This window comes from Candidatus Lernaella stagnicola (assembly GCA_030765525.1).
GTDB lineage: Bacteria > Lernaellota > Lernaellaia > Lernaellales > Lernaellaceae > Lernaella > Lernaella stagnicola.
Map to the genome: position 1 here is coordinate 26,566 of JAVCCK010000041.1, position 18,463 is coordinate 45,028.

Annotated in this window: 18 protein-coding genes; 4 read left to right on the plus strand and 14 right to left on the minus strand. The window is 60.1% G+C overall.

Annotated elements, in window-relative coordinates; genetic code table 11:
• Positions 1-64 precede the first annotated feature (64 nt).
• From P9L99_18920 to P9L99_18950, 7 genes are all read right to left on the minus strand, one after another.
• Complete coding sequence (locus P9L99_18920) at positions 65-751, minus strand: hypothetical protein (protein ID MDP8225440.1); 687 nt, start codon at positions 749-751, stop codon at positions 65-67.
• A gap of 70 nt (positions 752-821) precedes the next feature.
• Complete coding sequence (locus P9L99_18925) at positions 822-1,712, minus strand: FHA domain-containing protein (protein MDP8225441.1); 891 nt, start codon at positions 1,710-1,712, stop codon at positions 822-824.
• Positions 1,713-1,740: 28 nt separating this feature from the next.
• Positions 1,741-2,910, minus strand: coding sequence for a glycosyltransferase family 4 protein (locus P9L99_18930; GenBank protein ID MDP8225442.1), 1,170 nt, complete (start codon positions 2,908-2,910; stop codon positions 1,741-1,743).
• Positions 2,907-3,854: a glycosyltransferase family 2 protein gene (locus tag P9L99_18935; protein ID MDP8225443.1), complete on the minus strand. Its 948-nt coding sequence runs from the start codon at positions 3,852-3,854 to the stop codon at positions 2,907-2,909. Before P9L99_18935 ends, P9L99_18930 begins: the two co-directional genes overlap by 4 nt.
• A 46-nt stretch (positions 3,855-3,900) precedes the next feature.
• Complete coding sequence (locus tag P9L99_18940) at positions 3,901-4,491, minus strand: XTP/dITP diphosphatase (protein ID MDP8225444.1); 591 nt, start codon at positions 4,489-4,491, stop codon at positions 3,901-3,903.
• Complete coding sequence (gene rph, locus P9L99_18945; protein MDP8225445.1) at positions 4,488-5,219, minus strand: ribonuclease PH; 732 nt, start codon at positions 5,217-5,219, stop codon at positions 4,488-4,490. Before rph ends, P9L99_18940 begins: the two co-directional genes overlap by 4 nt.
• Positions 5,219-6,607, minus strand: a complete 1,389-nt coding sequence (locus tag P9L99_18950; GenBank protein ID MDP8225446.1) for an HD domain-containing protein — start codon at positions 6,605-6,607, stop codon at positions 5,219-5,221. The genes rph and P9L99_18950 overlap by 1 nt, the downstream gene beginning before the upstream one ends.
• Positions 6,608-6,737: 130 nt before the next feature.
• Between P9L99_18950 and P9L99_18955 the strand changes: the two genes are divergently transcribed.
• Positions 6,738-7,718, plus strand: coding sequence for a hypothetical protein (locus P9L99_18955; protein MDP8225447.1), 981 nt, complete (start codon positions 6,738-6,740; stop codon positions 7,716-7,718).
• On the opposite strand, the gene coaE is transcribed toward P9L99_18955, so the two are convergent.
• The 4 genes from coaE to P9L99_18975 form a co-directional block, all read right to left on the minus strand.
• Positions 7,715-8,314, minus strand: a complete 600-nt coding sequence (coaE, locus tag P9L99_18960) for a dephospho-CoA kinase (GenBank protein MDP8225448.1) — start codon at positions 8,312-8,314, stop codon at positions 7,715-7,717. The genes P9L99_18955 and coaE overlap by 4 nt on opposite strands.
• Complete coding sequence (locus P9L99_18965; GenBank protein ID MDP8225449.1) at positions 8,311-9,504, minus strand: hypothetical protein; 1,194 nt, start codon at positions 9,502-9,504, stop codon at positions 8,311-8,313. The genes coaE and P9L99_18965 overlap by 4 nt, the downstream gene beginning before the upstream one ends.
• A 3-nt stretch (positions 9,505-9,507) precedes the next feature.
• Positions 9,508-11,958, minus strand: coding sequence for an MFS transporter (locus P9L99_18970; GenBank protein MDP8225450.1), 2,451 nt, complete (start codon positions 11,956-11,958; stop codon positions 9,508-9,510).
• 70 nt (positions 11,959-12,028) lie between these two features.
• Positions 12,029-12,613: an HD domain-containing protein gene (locus P9L99_18975; protein ID MDP8225451.1), complete on the minus strand. Its 585-nt coding sequence runs from the start codon at positions 12,611-12,613 to the stop codon at positions 12,029-12,031.
• 109 nt (positions 12,614-12,722) lie between these two features.
• Between P9L99_18975 and P9L99_18980 the strand changes: the two genes are divergently transcribed.
• The 3 genes from P9L99_18980 (at position 12,723) to P9L99_18990 (ending at position 14,906) form a co-directional block, all read left to right on the plus strand.
• Complete coding sequence (locus tag P9L99_18980) at positions 12,723-13,298, plus strand: HDIG domain-containing protein (GenBank protein ID MDP8225452.1); 576 nt, start codon at positions 12,723-12,725, stop codon at positions 13,296-13,298.
• 14 nt (positions 13,299-13,312) lie between these two features.
• Positions 13,313-13,621, plus strand: coding sequence for a hypothetical protein (locus P9L99_18985; protein MDP8225453.1), 309 nt, complete (start codon positions 13,313-13,315; stop codon positions 13,619-13,621).
• 208 nt (positions 13,622-13,829) lie between these two features.
• Positions 13,830-14,906 carry a PilZ domain-containing protein gene (locus tag P9L99_18990; GenBank protein ID MDP8225454.1) on the plus strand — a complete coding sequence of 359 codons (1,077 nt, stop codon included), beginning with the start codon at positions 13,830-13,832 and terminating at the stop codon, positions 14,904-14,906.
• Here P9L99_18990 and P9L99_18995 read toward each other — a convergent pair.
• The 3 genes from P9L99_18995 to amrS form a co-directional block, all read right to left on the minus strand.
• Positions 14,887-16,062: an MFS transporter gene (locus P9L99_18995; GenBank protein MDP8225455.1), complete on the minus strand. Its 1,176-nt coding sequence runs from the start codon at positions 16,060-16,062 to the stop codon at positions 14,887-14,889. The genes P9L99_18990 and P9L99_18995 overlap by 20 nt on opposite strands.
• Positions 16,059-17,171 carry an MFS transporter gene (locus P9L99_19000; protein MDP8225456.1) on the minus strand — a complete coding sequence of 371 codons (1,113 nt, stop codon included), beginning with the start codon at positions 17,169-17,171 and terminating at the stop codon, positions 16,059-16,061. Before P9L99_19000 ends, P9L99_18995 begins: the two co-directional genes overlap by 4 nt.
• 140 nt (positions 17,172-17,311) lie before the next feature.
• Positions 17,312-18,448, minus strand: coding sequence for an AmmeMemoRadiSam system radical SAM enzyme (gene amrS / locus P9L99_19005; GenBank protein MDP8225457.1), 1,137 nt, complete (start codon positions 18,446-18,448; stop codon positions 17,312-17,314).
• Positions 18,449-18,463: the final 15 nt, after the last annotated feature.

Genomic DNA, 18,463 nt, shown 5'->3' on the forward strand with positions numbered 1-18,463 from the left:
ATTTTTTCGAGCCGCGAAAAATCCGCGGCATGCTAGCACCGCACCTCGGGGGTGTCAACGTTTGTTACAAGAAGCGACCTCGGATAATCACGACGTTGCTTCGTTCGCGCAATTCCGCGATGTGTTCCTGCAGTTTCTCGTTATAGAGAGCTTTGCAAGCCATTTCGATCAATTGTTCTTCTGTTGCGCCTGGCGCCGCGGCCCGAAGCTTGGCTTCGTTCTTTTCGAGATACGCATTACGTCCAAGCTTAACCTGCACGGCGATTTTTTTCTCCAGGTAGTTGGCAATCACCAGCCGGCGATAAAAGCGCTTGGTAATCAAGCGGAAATGTTCGAGATCCTTGTGAGTTTGTTTCACGCCCGGATCACGAAGATCGTGCTCCATCAACCAGTCATGGTAGGCCTTCGGGCTGGAGAAAGTGGCGCGAAACTCGGCCATGGCAGCCTCGACGCGTTCCGGAGGAACCTCGGCGAAACCCATTTTGCGCGCCTGCATATACAGGAGCTTGCGCGTGATGATTTCCTGAAACGCTAGCTTCTCGGTCGGATTTTCCGGAACCTCGGTCAGCGAAAACCAGATTTTGGTACGCGCTAGAATCTCGGTTTCGACATAGACATCTTCAATGGAAATCGTTTCGTTCTCGACGGTCGCCACCAGCGAATCGACCATGATTCGCTCTTCGGCCCCGGCGACACTGCCGAACGAAATCAGCAAAGCCGCAACCAGCAAGAAAATCCATGCACTTTTCATTGTCCAACCTCACGCAAAGGCGTGTGCTTTTTGTAAGGCATGCACCTCATTTTCGCAAGCCGTGGCGCCGTCAAAACCAGAACAACGCCACGGCAACCGCAGCCGCGAGGATCACGGTGCCCCCGGCAACCCACAGCCACCAGCGGTGCGATTGCGCTTCATCACTCTTCACCGCCACCACTTCCACGGGACGTGACGGCACCGGATGGGCCGGGTCTTCGTACACCATCACCGTTTCCCCGAGTTGTATGTGGTCACCGCTTTTCAACGGCACACCGCGGACCTTGCTGCCGTTGACCAGCACGCCGTTCAAGGAGCGATTGTCGTAAATATAATGAGCGCCCTTGCGCGAGACGACCCGCGCGTGCGCCGCCGAAACCTGGTTGTCGGGCAGCACCAGGTGCGCCTCCGGGCTACGACCAATTTCGATTTCCGGCGAAGTAAGCACGACGATGCTGCCACGTTTGGGGCCCGTGGCGATCACCAATCGCGGCCGCGTTTTCCCCTCTTCGGTCAGCGCGCCGAGATCGGCCTTGAGTTGCTGAGTTTGCGCGATCACCGTCGTGTCGTCGGTGGCAGACTCCACCTCGGGCGGGAAATCGGCGGCGGGCAGGCGCAGGTGGCGGGCATGGTCCTCGTCGCCGGCGGTGGTGGCTTCCATATAGCTGTCCTTTTCCTCGATGAGCACGAGCAAATGCTTGCCGACACCCACACGGTCGCCCACTTGCACGGGAGTCAATCCGGCGATGCGCTGCGCATTGAGAAAGGTTCCGTTGCCGCTTTCCAGATCGCGGATGAATATCCCTTCGTGGGTTTGGGTCAGCTCGGCATGGCGTCGGCTGACTTCCTCGCCGTCGAGGAAAATCTCGCAGGATGGGTCGCGGCCGATTCGTTGCAGGATACCGGTGATCGGGTACCGGAAAGTGCTTTGTCCATCGACCACCCGTACGAGAGCTTTCATGCCGCAACTCCTCGTAAATAGATATCCATCACGATTCCAACAATCCCCGATAGGCGGCCACGAGCGGTTCGTTCACCGTCACAAGCGAGTAGTGCTTTTGGAGTCGATCCCGCCCAAGGCGACCCATGCGGTGACACGCCGCGCGGTCGGCAAGAGATCGCTCCACGGCCCGCGCGAGGCCTTCCTCGTCGCCGGGTTCGACCAGCCAACCGGTTTCTGCTTCGGTCACCAAATCGGGCAAAGCGCCGACTCGAGTGCCGAGAATCGGTGTCGCCGCGGCCATACTTTCCAGCGCGACGACGTTAAATCCTTCCCGATAGGACGGGATAAGAAGCAAATCGGCGTCCTCCAAGACCTTCTTTACGTCCGATTGTCGCAAAGCGCCGCGCCATATGACGCGTTTTTGGAGCCCGAGCGCCTCGGTCATCGACTGCAATTCGGACCGCAGCGGCCCCTCGCCGGCGATCTCCAGGCGCCATTCGACATCGGTCTCGATTCGGCTCATCGCCCGCAGCAGCAAGTCGAAGCCTTTCTCCGAACTCAAGCGTCCGACGGCGGCGAGACGAAACGGACCGTCCGCTGATTTTCGCGGCGTGAACTCACCGGCATCGACGCCATGGGGCAGTTGGAGGATTTTCGCCCCCGGGACCCCGATTTCCGAAGCGCGCCGGTGCATATCGTCGCTATGCACGACCACGAGGTTCGCGGCGCGGGCGGCGCGGCGGGCGAAAGTTGCGTAAGGGCCGTCGGCGCGGGCCAAATCGCTGCCGTGGAAACTGACGGCCAGCGGCTTCTCGCGACGCACCTGCTTCAAGGAGGCGAGCGCCCCGGCGAAAGACCAATGCGCGTGCAGCAAGTCGTGATCGCGAGCCAGCCGCGATGCCGCCCGTATCAAACTCAGGCCAAACGCGGGCACGCCAAGCCAAAGCCAGGGTTTGTTTTTCAGGTTGGCGGGGATGCCGCCGCCGTAGGCGATTTGCTGCGCGCGTTCGGGAAGATAGCGAAAGCGTTCGATACGCAGCGGGCCGATGGTCTCGCGAGTCGCCGCGCCCGGGGCGCCGGGTGCCAGGACTGTGACGGAGCAACCGCATTTCGAAATTGCCAGGGCTTGGCGATATACGAACACGCCCGACCAATGTTCCGCATAGAGCGGGAAACTCGTAGTGAGAAACAGGACGCGCGTGGCGTCGGAGCTCACGATCCGTCATCCCGGGTTCGTTGGCGGGACCGGGCGAGCAGGTCTTCGAGTAGGCGCCGGTTGGTCGCCGAGAGGTCGGCCAGCACGCCGAGGACGCCGGTTTGGAAGCCGATGATAATCAAGATCGCGGCGAGGATCAGGCTTTGGACATGACCGCGACCGCCTTCGGTGCAGTAAAAATAGACGAAGCGCATGCCGATGAGCATTCCCACGCCGAGAAGCAACGCCGCGATCGACCCGAGCGCGCGCAAGGGTTCATACGTGATGAACATGCGGACGATCGTGATGGCGCTGCGCCAAATGTATTTCGGTGTCGAGCGAATGAGGCGGCTTTCCCTGGTTTTCGGATTCACGTCGATCGGAACGGTCACCACGGCGAGGTCTTGGCGCCCGGCCTGGATGAGTGTTTCGAGGGTGTAGGTGTAGCGATTGATGACGTTCAAGCGCGTGGCGGCGCGTCGAGAGAAAGCGCGAAAACCACTCGTGGCGTCTTCCACGCGCAGGCCTGAAAAGCGGCGCACGACGGCCGATCCGGCACGCTGCAAACGTTTCTTGAACCGCGAAAAATGCGGAACGTTTTCGATGTTGCGGACGCCGACGACCAACTCGGCTTCACCGTCGACAATCGGTCTTACCAACTCGGGGATTGCCGTACCGGGATACTGATTGTCGCCGTCGGTGTTGACGATGACATCCGCGCCGAGGGCCAGCGCTTTGTCCAAACCGGCGCGGAACGCGGCGGCCAGGCCCCGATTAGAGACGAAACGCAAAACGTGATCGACACCGGCATCCCGCGCGATCTGCCCCGTGCCGTCGGTGCTGCCGTCATCCACGACGAGGATTTCCACCTCATCGAAACCGGGAATCGCGCACGGCAGGTCGGCGAGGGTGCCCGGCAACGTGGCGGCTTCGTTGAAGCACGGAATTTGAATGATGAGTTTCATCGTTTCTTTCTTGCCACAGGAACGGCGAGATTGGTAGCGCCGCGGGTCACGGCACCAAGAAATCCGCCAGTTGATGGACCAGCCCCCGAATGGCTTTGCCGCGGTGACTGATGCGGTTTTTTACATCGGGCGGCAGTTGCGCGAAGGTCGCGTCGTATTCCGCCACATAGAACAAGGGGTCATAGCCGAAGCCGCCGTCGCCCTGCGGAGCCGCCACGATTTCGCCGCTGCATTCGCCGCGCGAGTCCACCGTGTCGCCACCGGGTTTGGCGCAAACGGCGACGCAAACAAAATGGGCCGCGCGATGTGATTCATCAGCTAATTCGCGCAGCAACTTCTCGTTGTTGGCGGCGTCATCCGCGTCGGGTCCGGCGTAACGAGCGCTAAACACACCCGGCGCGCCGTCCAAGGCGTCGACGCAAAGGCCGGAGTCGTCGGCGATGGTGACGATGCCGCTTCGTTCGGCAAAGAAGTCCGCTTTTTTCAACGCATTTTCACGAAACGTCGCGCCGTCTTCGAGCGGTTCCTCGGTGATCGCGAGGTCGCCTAAGCCGAGGATTTGATGCCCCTGCGGTTCGAGAAGCTGGCGCAACTCGCGCAGTTTGCCCGCGTTACCGGTGGCGACGAGGATATTCACCCGCCGCTCCGGAGAAAGCGCACGGGCCCGGTGGCCACGCGTTGTAACCGCGTGAGTTTGCGGACGCCGCGTTTCGCCAAACCCAACAACTGATGCAAATCTTCTTCGGTGAAGGTTGCCTCCTCGCCGGTCATTTGGATTTCCACGAGATCGCCGCGACCGGTAATCACGAAATTTGCGTCGAGCGTTGCGGAGAAATCTTCTTCGTAACAGAGATCGAGATAGGCTTTCCCATCGACTAGGCCGACGCTGACCGCCGCCACCGAATCCCGCAGCGGCATCTGTTGAATCAAGTTTTTCTCGCGACAATAACGAAGGGCGTCGATGAGCGCGATGTAGCCGCCGGAGATCGCCGCGGTCCGCGTGCCGCCGTCGGCCTGCAGGACGTCGCAGTCGATGACGATGGTCACGCCGGGCAACTTGGACAGATCGGTGACGGCCCGAAAACTGCGGCCGACCAAGCGGCTGATTTCCTGCGCCCGCCCGCCGCGCCCACCGGTGCGGGGACTGCGTTCGTGACCGGCACGCGGCAGCATGTCGTATTCGCCGGTGACCCAGCCGCCGTCTTCGGCTTTTCGCCAGCGTGGAAGATGCTCATTCACTGTGGCGGTGCAACGAACGTGAGTTAGGCCGAATTCGACCAGACAGCTTCCTTCGGCGTGGTCGGATACACCGCGTGTGAATTTTACGGGGCGCATTTCGTTGGCGCGGCGTCGGTCGAGGCGCATCAGTTCGAGTCCTTTGGTTGGATGAGGTTTTCATTGTGAGCGATTCGCGCGAGCAGGTCCAGCGCTTCACGACGCGTGAGTGACGGACGCCGGAAACGCTCTTCTTCCACGGCCTCCAGCAAGCGACCCACCGCAGGCCCGGGCGGTACGCCCAGGGTCAATATCTCTTCGCCGGAAACCAGCGGCTCGCCGGGAGCGCCGCGGCGCTCCCTCTCCGAAGCGAGGAAGGCGGCGAAGGCTTTGGCGCGGGCCAGTCCCTCTGGAGGCGCTTTGGGTCCATTGGTAGCGAGCAAATCGGCGCGGGCGAGTGCCAGGGCCAGCAGCCAATCTTCTTTCAAGTCGACGAAAAAGCGGCGTGCGGCGCGGGAAGTCAGCCGGTTGTTGGCGTGCAATTCGGCCAGTTGGTGGGGCCGCATGTGCACATCGACTAGGCGAACGAGACGCTTTTTCTCTTTCTTGGAGAGGCGCAATCGATCGGCCATTTGTGCGCTCAATTGGGCGCCGAGCCTCGAATGCATTGGGAAACGCGTGAAGCCGCGTTTTTCATCAGGCGTCGCGCTGGGCGGTTTGCCGACGTCGTGCAGCAGCGCGGCCAGCCGCAGCATCGCCCGATTTTCCGGCTCGGCGAGGGCCGGAGCGAAAAATTCGTCGCGCACCAAGGCGTCAACCTGTTTGGCGGCTTCGATGGAATGATCGCGAACATCGAGGTGATGATATTCCGGTTGCGGAAACCCGGCGGCGGCGGCCAACGGGGGGAAAAGGGCGTCCACAATGCGGCACTCATCCAGTGCGGCGATCCACGGCGCGGCGCGGGCGTGGCCGAGGATCCGGCGCAGTTCTTCCCACACGCGTTCACCCGGCGTCTCGGCCAGATTTTTCGCGTGGTCGCGGCAGGCGGCGATTGTTTGTTCGTCTACCGTCAAATCGAATTGCGCGGCGAAACGAAATACGCGCAACACGCGCACGGGGTCGGCGGCGAGCACTTCCGGGGAAGGCACGCGCGCGATACCGGCCGACAGGTCATCCAGGCCGTGGAGCGGGTCGACCGGTTCGGCCGGGCCCGGAAAGCGCAGGGCGACGGCGTTGATTCTCAGGTCGCGCCGCGCGAGATCTTCTTCGAGCGTAGCACCTTGGAAATCGGCCAGATCAAGCCAGTACTCGGGCCGCAGCACGACGCGGCAGACGCCGAAATCGGCGTGAAGCAGGACGAATCGCGCGCCGAGTTTTTTGGCCAGACGCTCACCGACGTCCAGCGCGTGCCCGGCCGGCAATAGCAGGTCGATATCTTTCGGTTCGATGCCCAGGGCCAGATCGCGAACGGTTCCGCCGACCAGGTAGACGTGGTCCGTGAGTTCGGAAAGCAATGTTCCCCAACGTTGTTTCCGCATATTCGCGGCACCCGTTTCGATCCGGGCGATAAGGTCGTCACGCGTCGTCATAGTTCGTCTACAATATCGCATTTGCGGAACGCATTCACCCGTGAAATGTGTAATAATACCGGCCCGGTTGGAGGTTGGTGTGCGCGAATTCGTTTTTCTCGCCCTGCGTGTACTTGGAATCGCGGCGATCGGCGTGGTTGCGTCGTTTGTGGTGTTGAATGTCGTGCTTTGGCTGCGTTTTCTGTTGGGAAGTTTGCGCGACAGGGCGTCGTGGCGGCGCATCGAGAGGGTGACGGAAAGCGACGAATTCGATATCGGCGAAGCGCAGCAGATGAGCATTCAGGTTCTTTTCGAATGGCACACCTCCAGCGATCGACTCATCGGCGACGCCGGGATGAGTTATTTGATCGAGGTGGACGGCAAGCGCTTTTTGTTCGACGTGGGCGATCGGCGGTGGCGCGAACGGCCGTCGCCTCTATGCCACAACCTGCAGGCGCTCGGCTACGATCCGGAAAAATTCGTCGGCACGCTCGACGCGGTCGTGCTGAGCCACAATCACCGCGAACACGTGGGCGGCACTTGGGCGGCGTGGACCGGGCGGTCGGGTGTGGAACTCGATTTCTCGGATGTACCCGTCTACTCGGTGTCCCGGAACGCGAAGACGCCGCATAAGTTGGCGCCGGGCGTGGCCGTGTCGCCGCGCCTGCCGGGTCGACTCTACGTTTTCGGGCGCGTCTATGAGCGGATGCTGATCGTTAATCTGGCCGGAAAGGGACTAGTTTGCATCGTCGCCGACGCGCACCCCGAGGTCTTGCCGATTCTGGCCTACGCGTTGCATCTCACGGGCCAGAAAACCTACGCATACATCGGTGGGTTGCACGCGTTGCTTGATGACGAGGTCAGGCTTCCGTGGCGTTGGCTGGTGTCTCGGCGGCAGCCTTGGCTGCGTAATCGACCGGAGGAAATCGGGTTGCTTGCCGTTGCCTTGCAGGAAGTCGGCGTCAAGAAGCTTTACGTTTCGGCTCACGATTCGGACAAGTTTTCCTTGGGCATGATTCGCTCGACATACGGCGACAAGGTTCGCATATTGGCGGCGGGCGACAAGTATACGGTCGACTAGTCCGAAGCGGTTAGGGCGTGGAATATTGCCACGACCTGCTGCCGGGTCCTGTCCAGGTCGCCGCTGTTATCCACCACATGATCGGCGCGTTTTGCTTTTTCGTACGGGTCCATTTGCGCGGCGACCACGCGCTCCACGGCCGCCGCGTCCAATTCCGTGCGCTTCACAACACGCGAGATTTGGGTGGCTCGCGGCGCCACGACCGCGACGGTGGCGTGAAAAACATCCGGCGTATCCACCTCGAAAAGCAGCGGGATTTCAATAGCGATTATCACCAGGTTTCTTTGCGCACATTCGGCGATCCATTCGGCGATACGTTGAAAGACCAGCGGGTGAATGATTGCCTCGAGATCGCGTCGAGCCGCCTCGTTTCGGAAGACAACATCGCGGAGCTTCGCGCGGTCGATACCGCCGTCGGCACAAAGGACGTCATTTCCGAATAGGTCGAGAATTTGGTTGTAACCGGGCGTGCCGGGTTCGACGACATCACGCGAAACTTGGTCGGCGTCCAGGGTTGGCGCGCCAAGGTCGCGGAACATCGCGGCGACGACACTTTTGCCGCAGCCGATACCGCCGGTGAGGGCGATCACTTTCATTTTGCGCGAACCAGAGAATCAATGGTTTCCAGAAAAAGGTTCGTCGCGTCAGGACCGACCGACATCGAACGTTCGTAGGCGTAACGCGGATCATCCGCTTCCCGATCACTAACGAGGTAGCCGAGTTCGTCGTTGCCGAGGCCGAAAAGGAAGGCCGGATCGCCGGTCAGCAAGTCCTTGGCGGCAAAGCCGACCGAGGGGAGCGGTTCGCCGGGCAAGGTTACGAATTGCGCGGAACCGATTTGCCAAAAGTCGATGCGGGTTTCGATTTCGTTGCGGCGGAATTCCCGCTGAAAAACTCCCAGGTTCGCCATGAATGTGAACTGCTTGTTGTCCACGGGGAACCAACGCCGTTGGTGGCGATGCACGATCTCCTTGATGGTCGTCGGGCGGATTTGTTCCCAGGTCGCCGCGGCGATTTCGCCAAACGCGCGACCCATGTTCCGGTAGAAGCGCCGCCGGTCGCTGTATCCTGTGTCGTCATCCAAGACGCTGGTGATCATGCCGCCGAGCGCACCGTTCATGAATATGCTGACGGCGCCGGTCGCGTCCTCCACGGCTTTGTGCAGGTAATGAACGTAGTCCGGCGAGATCTTCGTGTTCATGTCCCACAAAATCTCCGGATGGCAGGCGTAGTTGGTCAGGCAAGCGATCGGGCGACCGTCCACGGTGTCCACGCGCATGATGCCCATGCTTTGATCGTTGTAGCCGGGTTGGCGGATGTTCAAGGTCCACTCACTTTTGTCGCCGGCGTCCTCGCCAAAGCCGATCACCGCCGGGCGCCGACGTCCTCGGGCGCGCCGCACGCCGGCCACGACCTGATCGATCAGCCACTTGATGTATTCGGGGTCCCGTCCGTTTTTGATCGGCACGCCGCCGACGGTGGGCCCCCACAGGCCGATGGTGTCAGGCCCGGCGTGTGTGTGCGTGCTGCAGACCAAGATGCGTTCCGGGGCGATACCACGCAATCGGGAGCGCAGCGTGTCAACGTCACCGAGCAGGAAACCGATGAGGTCGAGGCTGATCCATACCGCGGGGCCGTTCTCATCTTCGAGGAAGAGGATGCGCGCGGTGAGGGGGTCCAAGACACCGGTCGCCAGGCGGTTGGGACCGAAGCCGGCGAGATAGGTCTCGTGGATCAGATAGGGCGTGATGTCAACTTTTACCGCGGATGCCAGTATTGTATCCATGACTCACTTCTCGATTGGGTAGAAACGGAACGACCACCAACCCATTACCAGGAACACGCCCGCGACCGGGCCGGCCAAGAGAATCCCCCAGGGATTGTCCACTGTATCGCCGAAATATTTGAGCAGCAACGGGGCGATCACCGTGGCAATACCGGCAGCGAATTTGGTCAGCAAGCCCTCCATGCCGTTGTACATTGCCTCGCGTCGATAGCCGGTACGCTTGGCGTCCAGGTCGATGATATCGGCAAAGATCGCCCGCGGCAGTACGAAAACCGAGGCGATTGGGAAGGTGGCGAATACAAAAATAACGCAGAGGTGAATGAGGATCACCGCGCCGTCGTTTAACCTGCCGCCGACAATCGCGTTGGCCGCCCAGCCGAACACGGGGAAGTGCTTCATCGTCACCAGGAAGGGCAGAACGGCGGCGAACCATAATTGCGACAGGAGGAATATCTTCTTCTTCCCGATTCTGGCGGACATTTTGTAGACGACCGCAAACAGGGGCAGTGCGAAAATGACGATGCCGCCCTGCAAGAAGCCGGCGATGTCTTCCGTGAAACCCATGATGACGACGACCATGAAGGGGATCATCGCCACGAGAACGTCCACCGCAACGCGGAAGAAACTCACGGAAAAGACGTAGGGAATGAACGCCGGGTTTTTCAAGCAATGGCGGAACGCTTCCCAGAATTTGAACGGCACTTCCTTGGTAGCGTCGTGCGGCTTTTCGCGGACGCGCCAGATCGAAAGCCAGAAACAAAGCATCATGGCGATGCCGAAAATCCAGGCCGCGAGTTTGTAGCCGTCTTTGAAGTGAATCGGTCCCACCGTGATGCCGCCGCCATTGAGATCGGCGACCGTGACCGAGGCCGCCGGGCCGGCCATGTCCATGCTTTGCGGTCCTTCAAAGGTGCCGTCTTCCAGGGCGAACAACGCGTACACCAAGCCGCGATCGGCGCTAACGGTGACGATGTCCTTACGGCCGTCGTCATTCACGTCGCGCATGTAGAGGTTGGTGGCGTTGGGGCACAGCGGATAGGCTGTCGGTTCGTGAAAATTGCCGTCGCCGGTACCGAGCCGCACGAAAGCCGCGCCGGAGATCGCGTCGGCGGAAATCAGATCGGCGTATCCGTCGTTATTGATATCGGTGGCGGCTACGGCGGCGGCGCTCAAGCCCATGTCGAATCGGGCCGAGTACGTATAGGCGCGCCCGTCGTCGCCGAGGCGGCTGACGATCCGGCCAGTCGCCGGGGAGGCTGCGACCAAATCGAGCCTCTTGTCTTTGTTGAGGTCGGCTGCGGCCAACGAGGCGGTTTGCGGATCGGTCGGCAGGGTGACGACATCGCCCAGTGTTCCGTCTCCGGTGCCCAACCGTACCGCAAGCGTGCCGTCGTCGGCGTTGGCGGTCACGATATCGAGGTACTTGTCGTCGTCGAGATAGGCGGTAATTACCTGCGTGGGGCGTCGGCCCATCGGATAGCTTTGCAGGTCGCCGAAGCCTGTTTCGGTGCCGAGGCGTACGCCGATGCCGTCATCGCCCGCATTGGCCGTTACCATGTCGAGATGGCCGTCGAGATTCAGGTCGGAGACCGCGAGCCACGCCGGCGCCGTGCCCATAGCCCATTGCACCGGGTCGCCGAGCACGCCGCGGCCGAGGCCCTGGCGGACGGTCACGCTATTGGTGCCGGGATTGACCGCCAGCAATTCACGGTTTTCGTCGCCGTTCAGGTCGGCCACAACCAGCGCGACCGGGCCTTCACCCATTTCGATCGACTCGACCGGTCCAAATTGATCGTTGAGAATGAACTCGTCCTCTTCGGGCGGTTCGTCCAGGGCGTAGCGCACGTCGACGGTGCCGTTATTCTGATTGGCCACCAACACATCCATTTTGCCGTGGCCCATAAAGATGAAAATGCCAAGCACGACGGTGGCCACGAGCATTCCTAAGACATCGCCGTAACCCATGTAACTTGATATTTCGATGCGCTCGTCGTTGTCGTAGGTGATTTCCGGCAGCAACGCCAAGTAGGGCGCGACGACCGCCGTATAGAAAAACCAGAAACCCGAAAGGCTCACGACCAGCCACATCACGTTCCCCCAGGAACCGGGAAAGCTTGGCGGGTAAAACAACATAATGGAAAACAAGGTTAGAAAAGGCGCGCCGAACACGACCCAGGGAATCCGTCGTCCCATTCGCGTGGTGTACTTGTCGGATATATACCCGACGAAAGGATCGGCAACCGAATCGACCAAGCGGCCGACGAAGTTGATAAGTGCAAAGGCGCCGTAGCCGACGATATATATCTTGTTGCCCGCTTCGTCGACTTGACCGGTGTAGAAATACAGGAGCCAACCCACGACAATCGACGGTGAGAGAGTCACGCCCATTTCGCCTGCGCTGTAAAGAATTCGCTGGAGGAGGCTAAGTTCCTTATTTCCGCGGGAAGCGCTCATGCAGTTCTCCTTGGGATGAAGGGCACATCCTTATTAACACGGGAATTTTGAACGCGCAATCAAGCGCACGTTACGGCTCGACGCTGTTATCGTTCAGTTTTTGCGGCCTCTGACGACGGAGTTCCTCGAACAGGTCGCGAGCCTCAGGCAGACCGTAATCGCGAAAATTGGGTTCGTAGTTCCAGAATCCGAGAATACCTCGGTGCCCGTCCATTTCGTAGCGCAACACCTTGAGCATCATCTGCAGCTTGTCGGCGGCGCGGACGATGCGGGCTTCGAGACTTTCGGCCGCCTGAAACTCGGCGAACATCTCTTTGAACGCCTCACCGTCGCCGCCCAGTATATCCAGCAGTTCGTTGGCGATGGCGGTTTCGGCCTGCTCCTTGGCGCCCGCGGGCAAGTACTTCTCGGCGATCTTCGGCACGTCGGTGAGCTTGATCTCCCCCAGTTCATGCAGCAGGGCCATGCGCAACGCTTTGAGCGTGTCGGCACCCGCGATGCGGTCGGCGAGCAGCATCGCCCAGAAGGTGACGCCGTACACGTGCGCCGCAACGGATTCCGGATGAGAAATGCCGCGCATCAGGTAACCCATGCGGGGAAGAGCTTCGAGGTGATCGACCTGCAAGGCAAAATCGACGATGGCTTGAGTATCCATGGGCCCTCCGGAATCGGGACATCGTAGCCACGACGGCCGCTTGTCACAAGCGCGTCTTGCATGGGGCGGCCGGCGGCTTTAACATGACGTTTTCGAAAGGAATACCGCCATGGAAAGAAAGAACCCCGGAATCACGCGTGAAACTGCCTTCGAACTGCTGACGGAGAAGTTGGGACACAAAGACCGACTGTTCAAACACAGCCTCGCTTCCGAGGCGATTCTGCGGAAACTCGCCGAGCGCCTGGGCGAAGATCCGGATTTCTACGGGATTGCCGGTTTGCTGCACGACATCGACTTGGGTTGGTTGGAAGAGGACCTTGCCGAGCATGCCATCCAGGGCGCGGATTTCCTGGCCGAGCGCGGCGTGCACGAGGAAATCACAACGGCCATTCGCCGGCACAATAAGCAACTGGACCTGGCGCGTGAAACGACGCTTGATCACGCCCTGGCCGCGGGTGAAACCGTGACCGGGCTGGTTATCGCCGCGGCCCTTGTGTATCCGGACAAGAAGCTGGCGTCCGTCAAACCCAAGAGTGTTCGCAAGCGCTACAAAGAAAAGGCCTTTGCGGCCGGCGCCGACCGCGCTATCATCGCCGAGTGTGAGCAGGTCGGCATTCCCCTCAGCGATTTCTTGGATTTGAGCCTGGAAGCGTTGAAGGAGATTGCCGACGATCTCGGGCTTTGAGGAGTAATCGATCGATGGAATTTAGTTTGTTTGACCGCGTCCGCGACCTCTTTGACAAGGCTTCCGAAAACGTCACCGAGGTCAGCGACGCGCTGATGGTAATCGAACCCGTCCCGCCCTACGGCGGGCGCGGCGCGGTGACGGTGTTGATCACGGGCGCCGCCCTGCTGTCGATGGCGTTGGTCAGCGGCGTGGGGCTGGTTTCCATGGTGATCATGCTGATGGCGCTGGCGATTATTTTCATGATTCTGACGAACGTTTTCGGTATTTCCTTCGACGTGGATCCCAGCGAGATTTTCCGCTACGGAGGCGCTCCCTGGTAATGCGGGCGCTGGTTTTCGACCAAACCCTTCAATTTGTGCGACCGAAACCGGCAGCGGCCTTTCTGCACCCGCTTTACGTTTGCTCGCTTCCCAACGATTGGAAATTCGTGGTAGCGTTAAAAGGGTGTTCCGCTTCGATGAGGTATTGGCGGCCTTTGATGCAGCGCGGGACTCGCGCATCCTCAAAGTGCTTGTCAAAATGTGAATGATGCCCAAGCGTGAGAAAAATATTCTAGAAAAAAGATCTTTCCCCCGCGTGCCCGCGTACACAAAAATTCGCGCCCACTTACGCCACCATTCCGAGCACAAGGCAGCCGAGGTCGGCAACATCAGTTCCTCGGGCATGTTGGTGTGGGTGAAAACGCCGTGGGATGTCGGTTCGATTTGCGATTTCGAATTCACGTTGCTCGACGACGTCCGCCCCTTTATCGGGCGCGCGGAAGTTTTGCGCATCACGGAACCGGGCTGTCGGCTGGATAAGTGCGTCGGGCTAGGCTTGAAATTTCTGCATATCGAACCCAAGCCTTTGGGCGTTATCGGAATGCTTCGTCACGCCGTTCGGATGCAGGCCATGAGTCTGGAAAGCGCCATCGGAGCGATGCGCTATGCCTGGGCCGAATTGCAGGGAAATATTACCGAACACGAATTCGGGGAACCGGGCGCCGGATTTCGACAACCCGTGTTGATGCTGCACGGATGGTTGGGTACGCGCGGCGTGCTTAATTTTCTGGAACGTCGCCTTAAACGCGCCGGTTTCCCGGTGTTCTCGATCGACCTCGGATTGCTCAACGTCCGCGATATCGAACACAGCGCCGAAGTCGTGGCCGGTAAACTGAGATGCCTTTCCGAGCGTATGGGGTTTGCGCGTATCAGCGTCCTGGCGCATTCCATGGGCGGCCTGATTGCGCTGTGGGGACTGAAGAAACTCAACCTCGCCGAATACGTCAGTCGCATGGTGGCGATCGGCACGCCGTTTCACGGCTCGCACCTGACCCGGCCGGGGATGGTGATTTTCAGCCCGCTGATCAAGACGCTTTGGCAAATGACGCCGGGATCGGATTTCATTCAGCGACTGCACGAGGATCCGTTGCCCGGCAACGTGGACATTGTGTGCTTCGCGGCGCGGGACGATTTTTTCGTACGGGCCGAAAGCGCCACCCTGGAGGGCGCGAAAAATATATTGATCGACGGGGGGCACGCATCGTTGATCACGAGCCGCTACGCCACGGCGAAGGTGGTGGCCGTGCTGGAAGGGCGCGACCCTTTCATCCCGAGTCAGCGTTAGCCTTCGAACGAACGTGCCGCACCACTAACGGAATTCCCAGCAAAAGAAGCACGACGCCGCTGATCCAAATCGGATGTTCATAGCCGAAGTACTCGCCCGCCGGAGCGGCGACGATGGCGCCGGCGACCATACCGGCGGTCATGGCGAGATTGATTACGCCCGCATTGCCGCCGAGACGCTCGACGTGGAACAGGCGTGTCACCCCAAGGTAGAGCACGACCATGATCGTACCGTCGCCGAAGCCGTGGATCATGCGAAAGAGAACCGAGATCCAGGGGTTGTCGATAATCATGCCCAGGTGCCCTACGCCCGAAAGGATGAGGGCGAAAACGACGATCAGAAGATGGGGAGCTTTCGGGTCGACGAGGCGCCGCCCCACGAGCAAAACGACGGCGATGACCGCGACGAACTCGGCTGCCATGTAACCGCCCATTTGCTGCAGGTTAAGCCCCAGGTTCCTGCGCAGGAACAGGCCGTAGCAGGTTTGTTCGACGCCCCAGTGAGTCGTAAAGAGAAACAGCCAGCCGATAAACAGTATGACTCGTGGCGTCAGTAAGTCGCGCACGTACGACTTCATGGCTTGACGCTTCACGCGAGTCGGCGGCAAGGCGAGGGCGGGAATCAGCAGTAGTAAGGTGACGCCGGCCAAAACGCGAAAGGTCCATTGGAAATCGAAGGCGGTGAGTAGCATCGCGGCCATGATCATGCCCACGGCGATGCCGCCAAAACGCCACGCGACGAACAAGGCGATGCGGTTGCTCGTGCGATCGCCGGCGTCGTGCTTGAGCAGTTGCATTTCCATCGTCAAGCGGAGCGTGTTGTACATAAACGCCCAGCCGGAAAAGACGAGGAGGAAAGCGGGAAAGCTTTTCACGTAGCCCATCGCCAACAAGAAGACGCTTTGGGCGGCCAGGGCCACGAGCGCCAGCGTGCGACTGCGAATGCGGTCGTTGCCCAGCCCGGCGGGCACTGAGGCCAACGCGAAGGCGAGGGCTTGAAAGGCGAAAATGGAGCCGATCTGCGCGCCGGAATAGCCAAGTTCCTCCGAGAAATAAACGGGCAGCCAGAACATCGTCACCGACGTGAGCAGGGAAAACACGCCGAATAGCGCGCTCGGTAGCCAGTCCGTGCGCCATGACGAGGTCGGAGGGTTCATCGGGCTGAGTGGACCGGTGCGCCGGCGGGGCAACGGCAAAGGTACACGGGCAAGGCCAAGAGTACGAGCATCATGCCGCTGGCCCAGATGGGCACGCCGTATCCGAAATGCTCGCCCACCGGGCTGGCGACCAACGCGCCGACGATCAACCCGGTCATCATCGCCAGGTTGACCACGCCGGTGCTGCCGCCGATTCGCTCGGCATTGAATAAGCGGGCGATTCCTAAATAGATCAGCACCATCATCGTGGCGTCACCGAGCCCGTGCACGAAACGGAACGACACCGAGACGAACACGTTCGAACTGACCATGCCCAGCAAACCGATTCCCGAGGCGAGCAAGCCGCCGATCAGGCACGCGTTGCGAATCGCCATCGTCCGCAGTCGCGGCGCCAGAAGCAGCCCGACAAAAAGAAAGGCGGAGAATTCGACGGCCATGTACGCGCCCATCTGCCGTAGCGAAAGCCCGAGGCTCTTTTTCAGAAACAAGCTGTAACACGTGTATTCCGAGCCCCAATGCGTGCAAAACAAAAACATCCAAGATACGAACAGCAGCACGCGGCGGTCCATGAAGTCCGCGGCGTACTCGCGCAGGTTCACGCGGCGCACCGGCGTGCGCGGAAGCAGAAGGGCCGGAACGATCAGCACGACGCACACAATCGCCACAAACATGAACGTCACATGAAAACCGAAACGGGTCAGCAGGAAACCCGCCAGCAGCGAACCGACGCCCAAGCCGCCGAAACGCCAAGCGACGAATACGCCGATGCGTTGCGCGGTTTTGTCGCCGGAGTCCGTTTTCAGCATTTGTGTTTCGATGCTGATGCGGAAGAGGCTGAAGGTCATCGACCAAAAGAAATAAGCGACGATGCAAATGGCGAAAGCTTCAACGTGGTCGAACCACACGAGAGTCACGGCTTGAGTGAGCAGACCCAACACGACCCAGAAGCGGCTCGACAGGCGGTCGTTACCCAAACCCGCGGGGAACGCGGCCAACATCCCGGTAACCGCATTCAAGGCGAAAAGCAGGCCGATCTGGGCGCCGCTGAAGCCGAGGACGTCGGAGAAGTAAACCGGCAGCCAGAAGACGGTCACCGCCGAGAAAAGCATGAACGCGCCAAATAGTGCGCTTGGCAATCCATCACGAAGGAAACCGTTTTTAGAATCGAAAAGGGGCATTCGTTACGATCCAGGATATGTAAAGTCGCCCTATTGTTGGGGAGCAACTCCGCGTGTCAAGTGAAATCGCGTTACGACCATACGCCCGGTATGGCCGTGCCGCACTTGGCACAGCGACCGTCATCAAGCGCCACGACTTTGGCAGTGAAGCCGTAACGTTGGATGACTTTCTCGCCGCACTTCGGGCAATACGTGTGCGTACCGGGATGCCCCGGCACATTGCCCGTGTAGACGTAACGCAGGCCGGCGTCGAGCGCGACTTGGCGGGCCTTTTCCAAAGTGGGCACCGGGGTGCGCGGTAAATTTCGCAACTGAAACATCGGATGAAAACGGGTGAAGTGCAGGGGGACGTCAGCGCCGAGATGCGTGTAGACCCATTTGGCCAGGGCGCGGATTTCCTGCGGATCGTCGTTCAAGGTTGGGATCACGAGCGTGACGATCTCCAGCCAGCATTTCTCCTCGCGAATGCGCACCATGCCCTCGAGCACCGGCTTGAGCGACGCGCCGCAAATGTCGCGATAAAACTTCTCGCTGAATCCCTTCAGATCCACTTTGTACGCGAGAATATTCTTCGCCAGTTCGCGCTGCGGGGCCTCGTTAATGAAGCCGTTGCTCACGACAACGGTACGAACGCCAAGTTTTTTGGCTTCAACGGCGGTGTCGATGATGTACTCGGGCCAGATCGTCGGTTCGTTATACGTAAAGGCGATCGTAGCGCTGCCCGCGGCCTTCGCGCGTTTCGCCAATTCGGCCGGCGACCAAGAGAGCGAACGTAAGTCACCGGGCGTGGCCTGGGAAAGCTGCCAGTTTTGGCAGTGCTTGCAGGTCATGTTGCAGCCGACGGTGGCCACGGAAAACGCCTTGGACCCCGGCAGGACGTGATTGAAGGGCTTTTTTTCGATGGGATCGTTGTGGTGGGTCACCGGTTGGCCGTAAACGAGGCTGACGAGCTTGCCGTTGTCGTTGCGACGCACGCGGCAGAAGCCCATTTTTTCGGAGGCGATCGTACAGCCCTGAGGGCAGAGGTCGCATTGAATATTTTCGCCGTCGGCATGCCAGAAGCGGGCGGCGTGTCCCGACTGATTCCCCAGGGGCGGTGCGGCCATCGCCTGCGTTGTATTCGAACGCTCGCAACCGGTCAGGAACGCGCAGCCGGTACCGGCCATGGCGAAAAGGAAATCACGACGGGCGAGGTCTTTTTCTTTCATGGACGCTATCTTAGC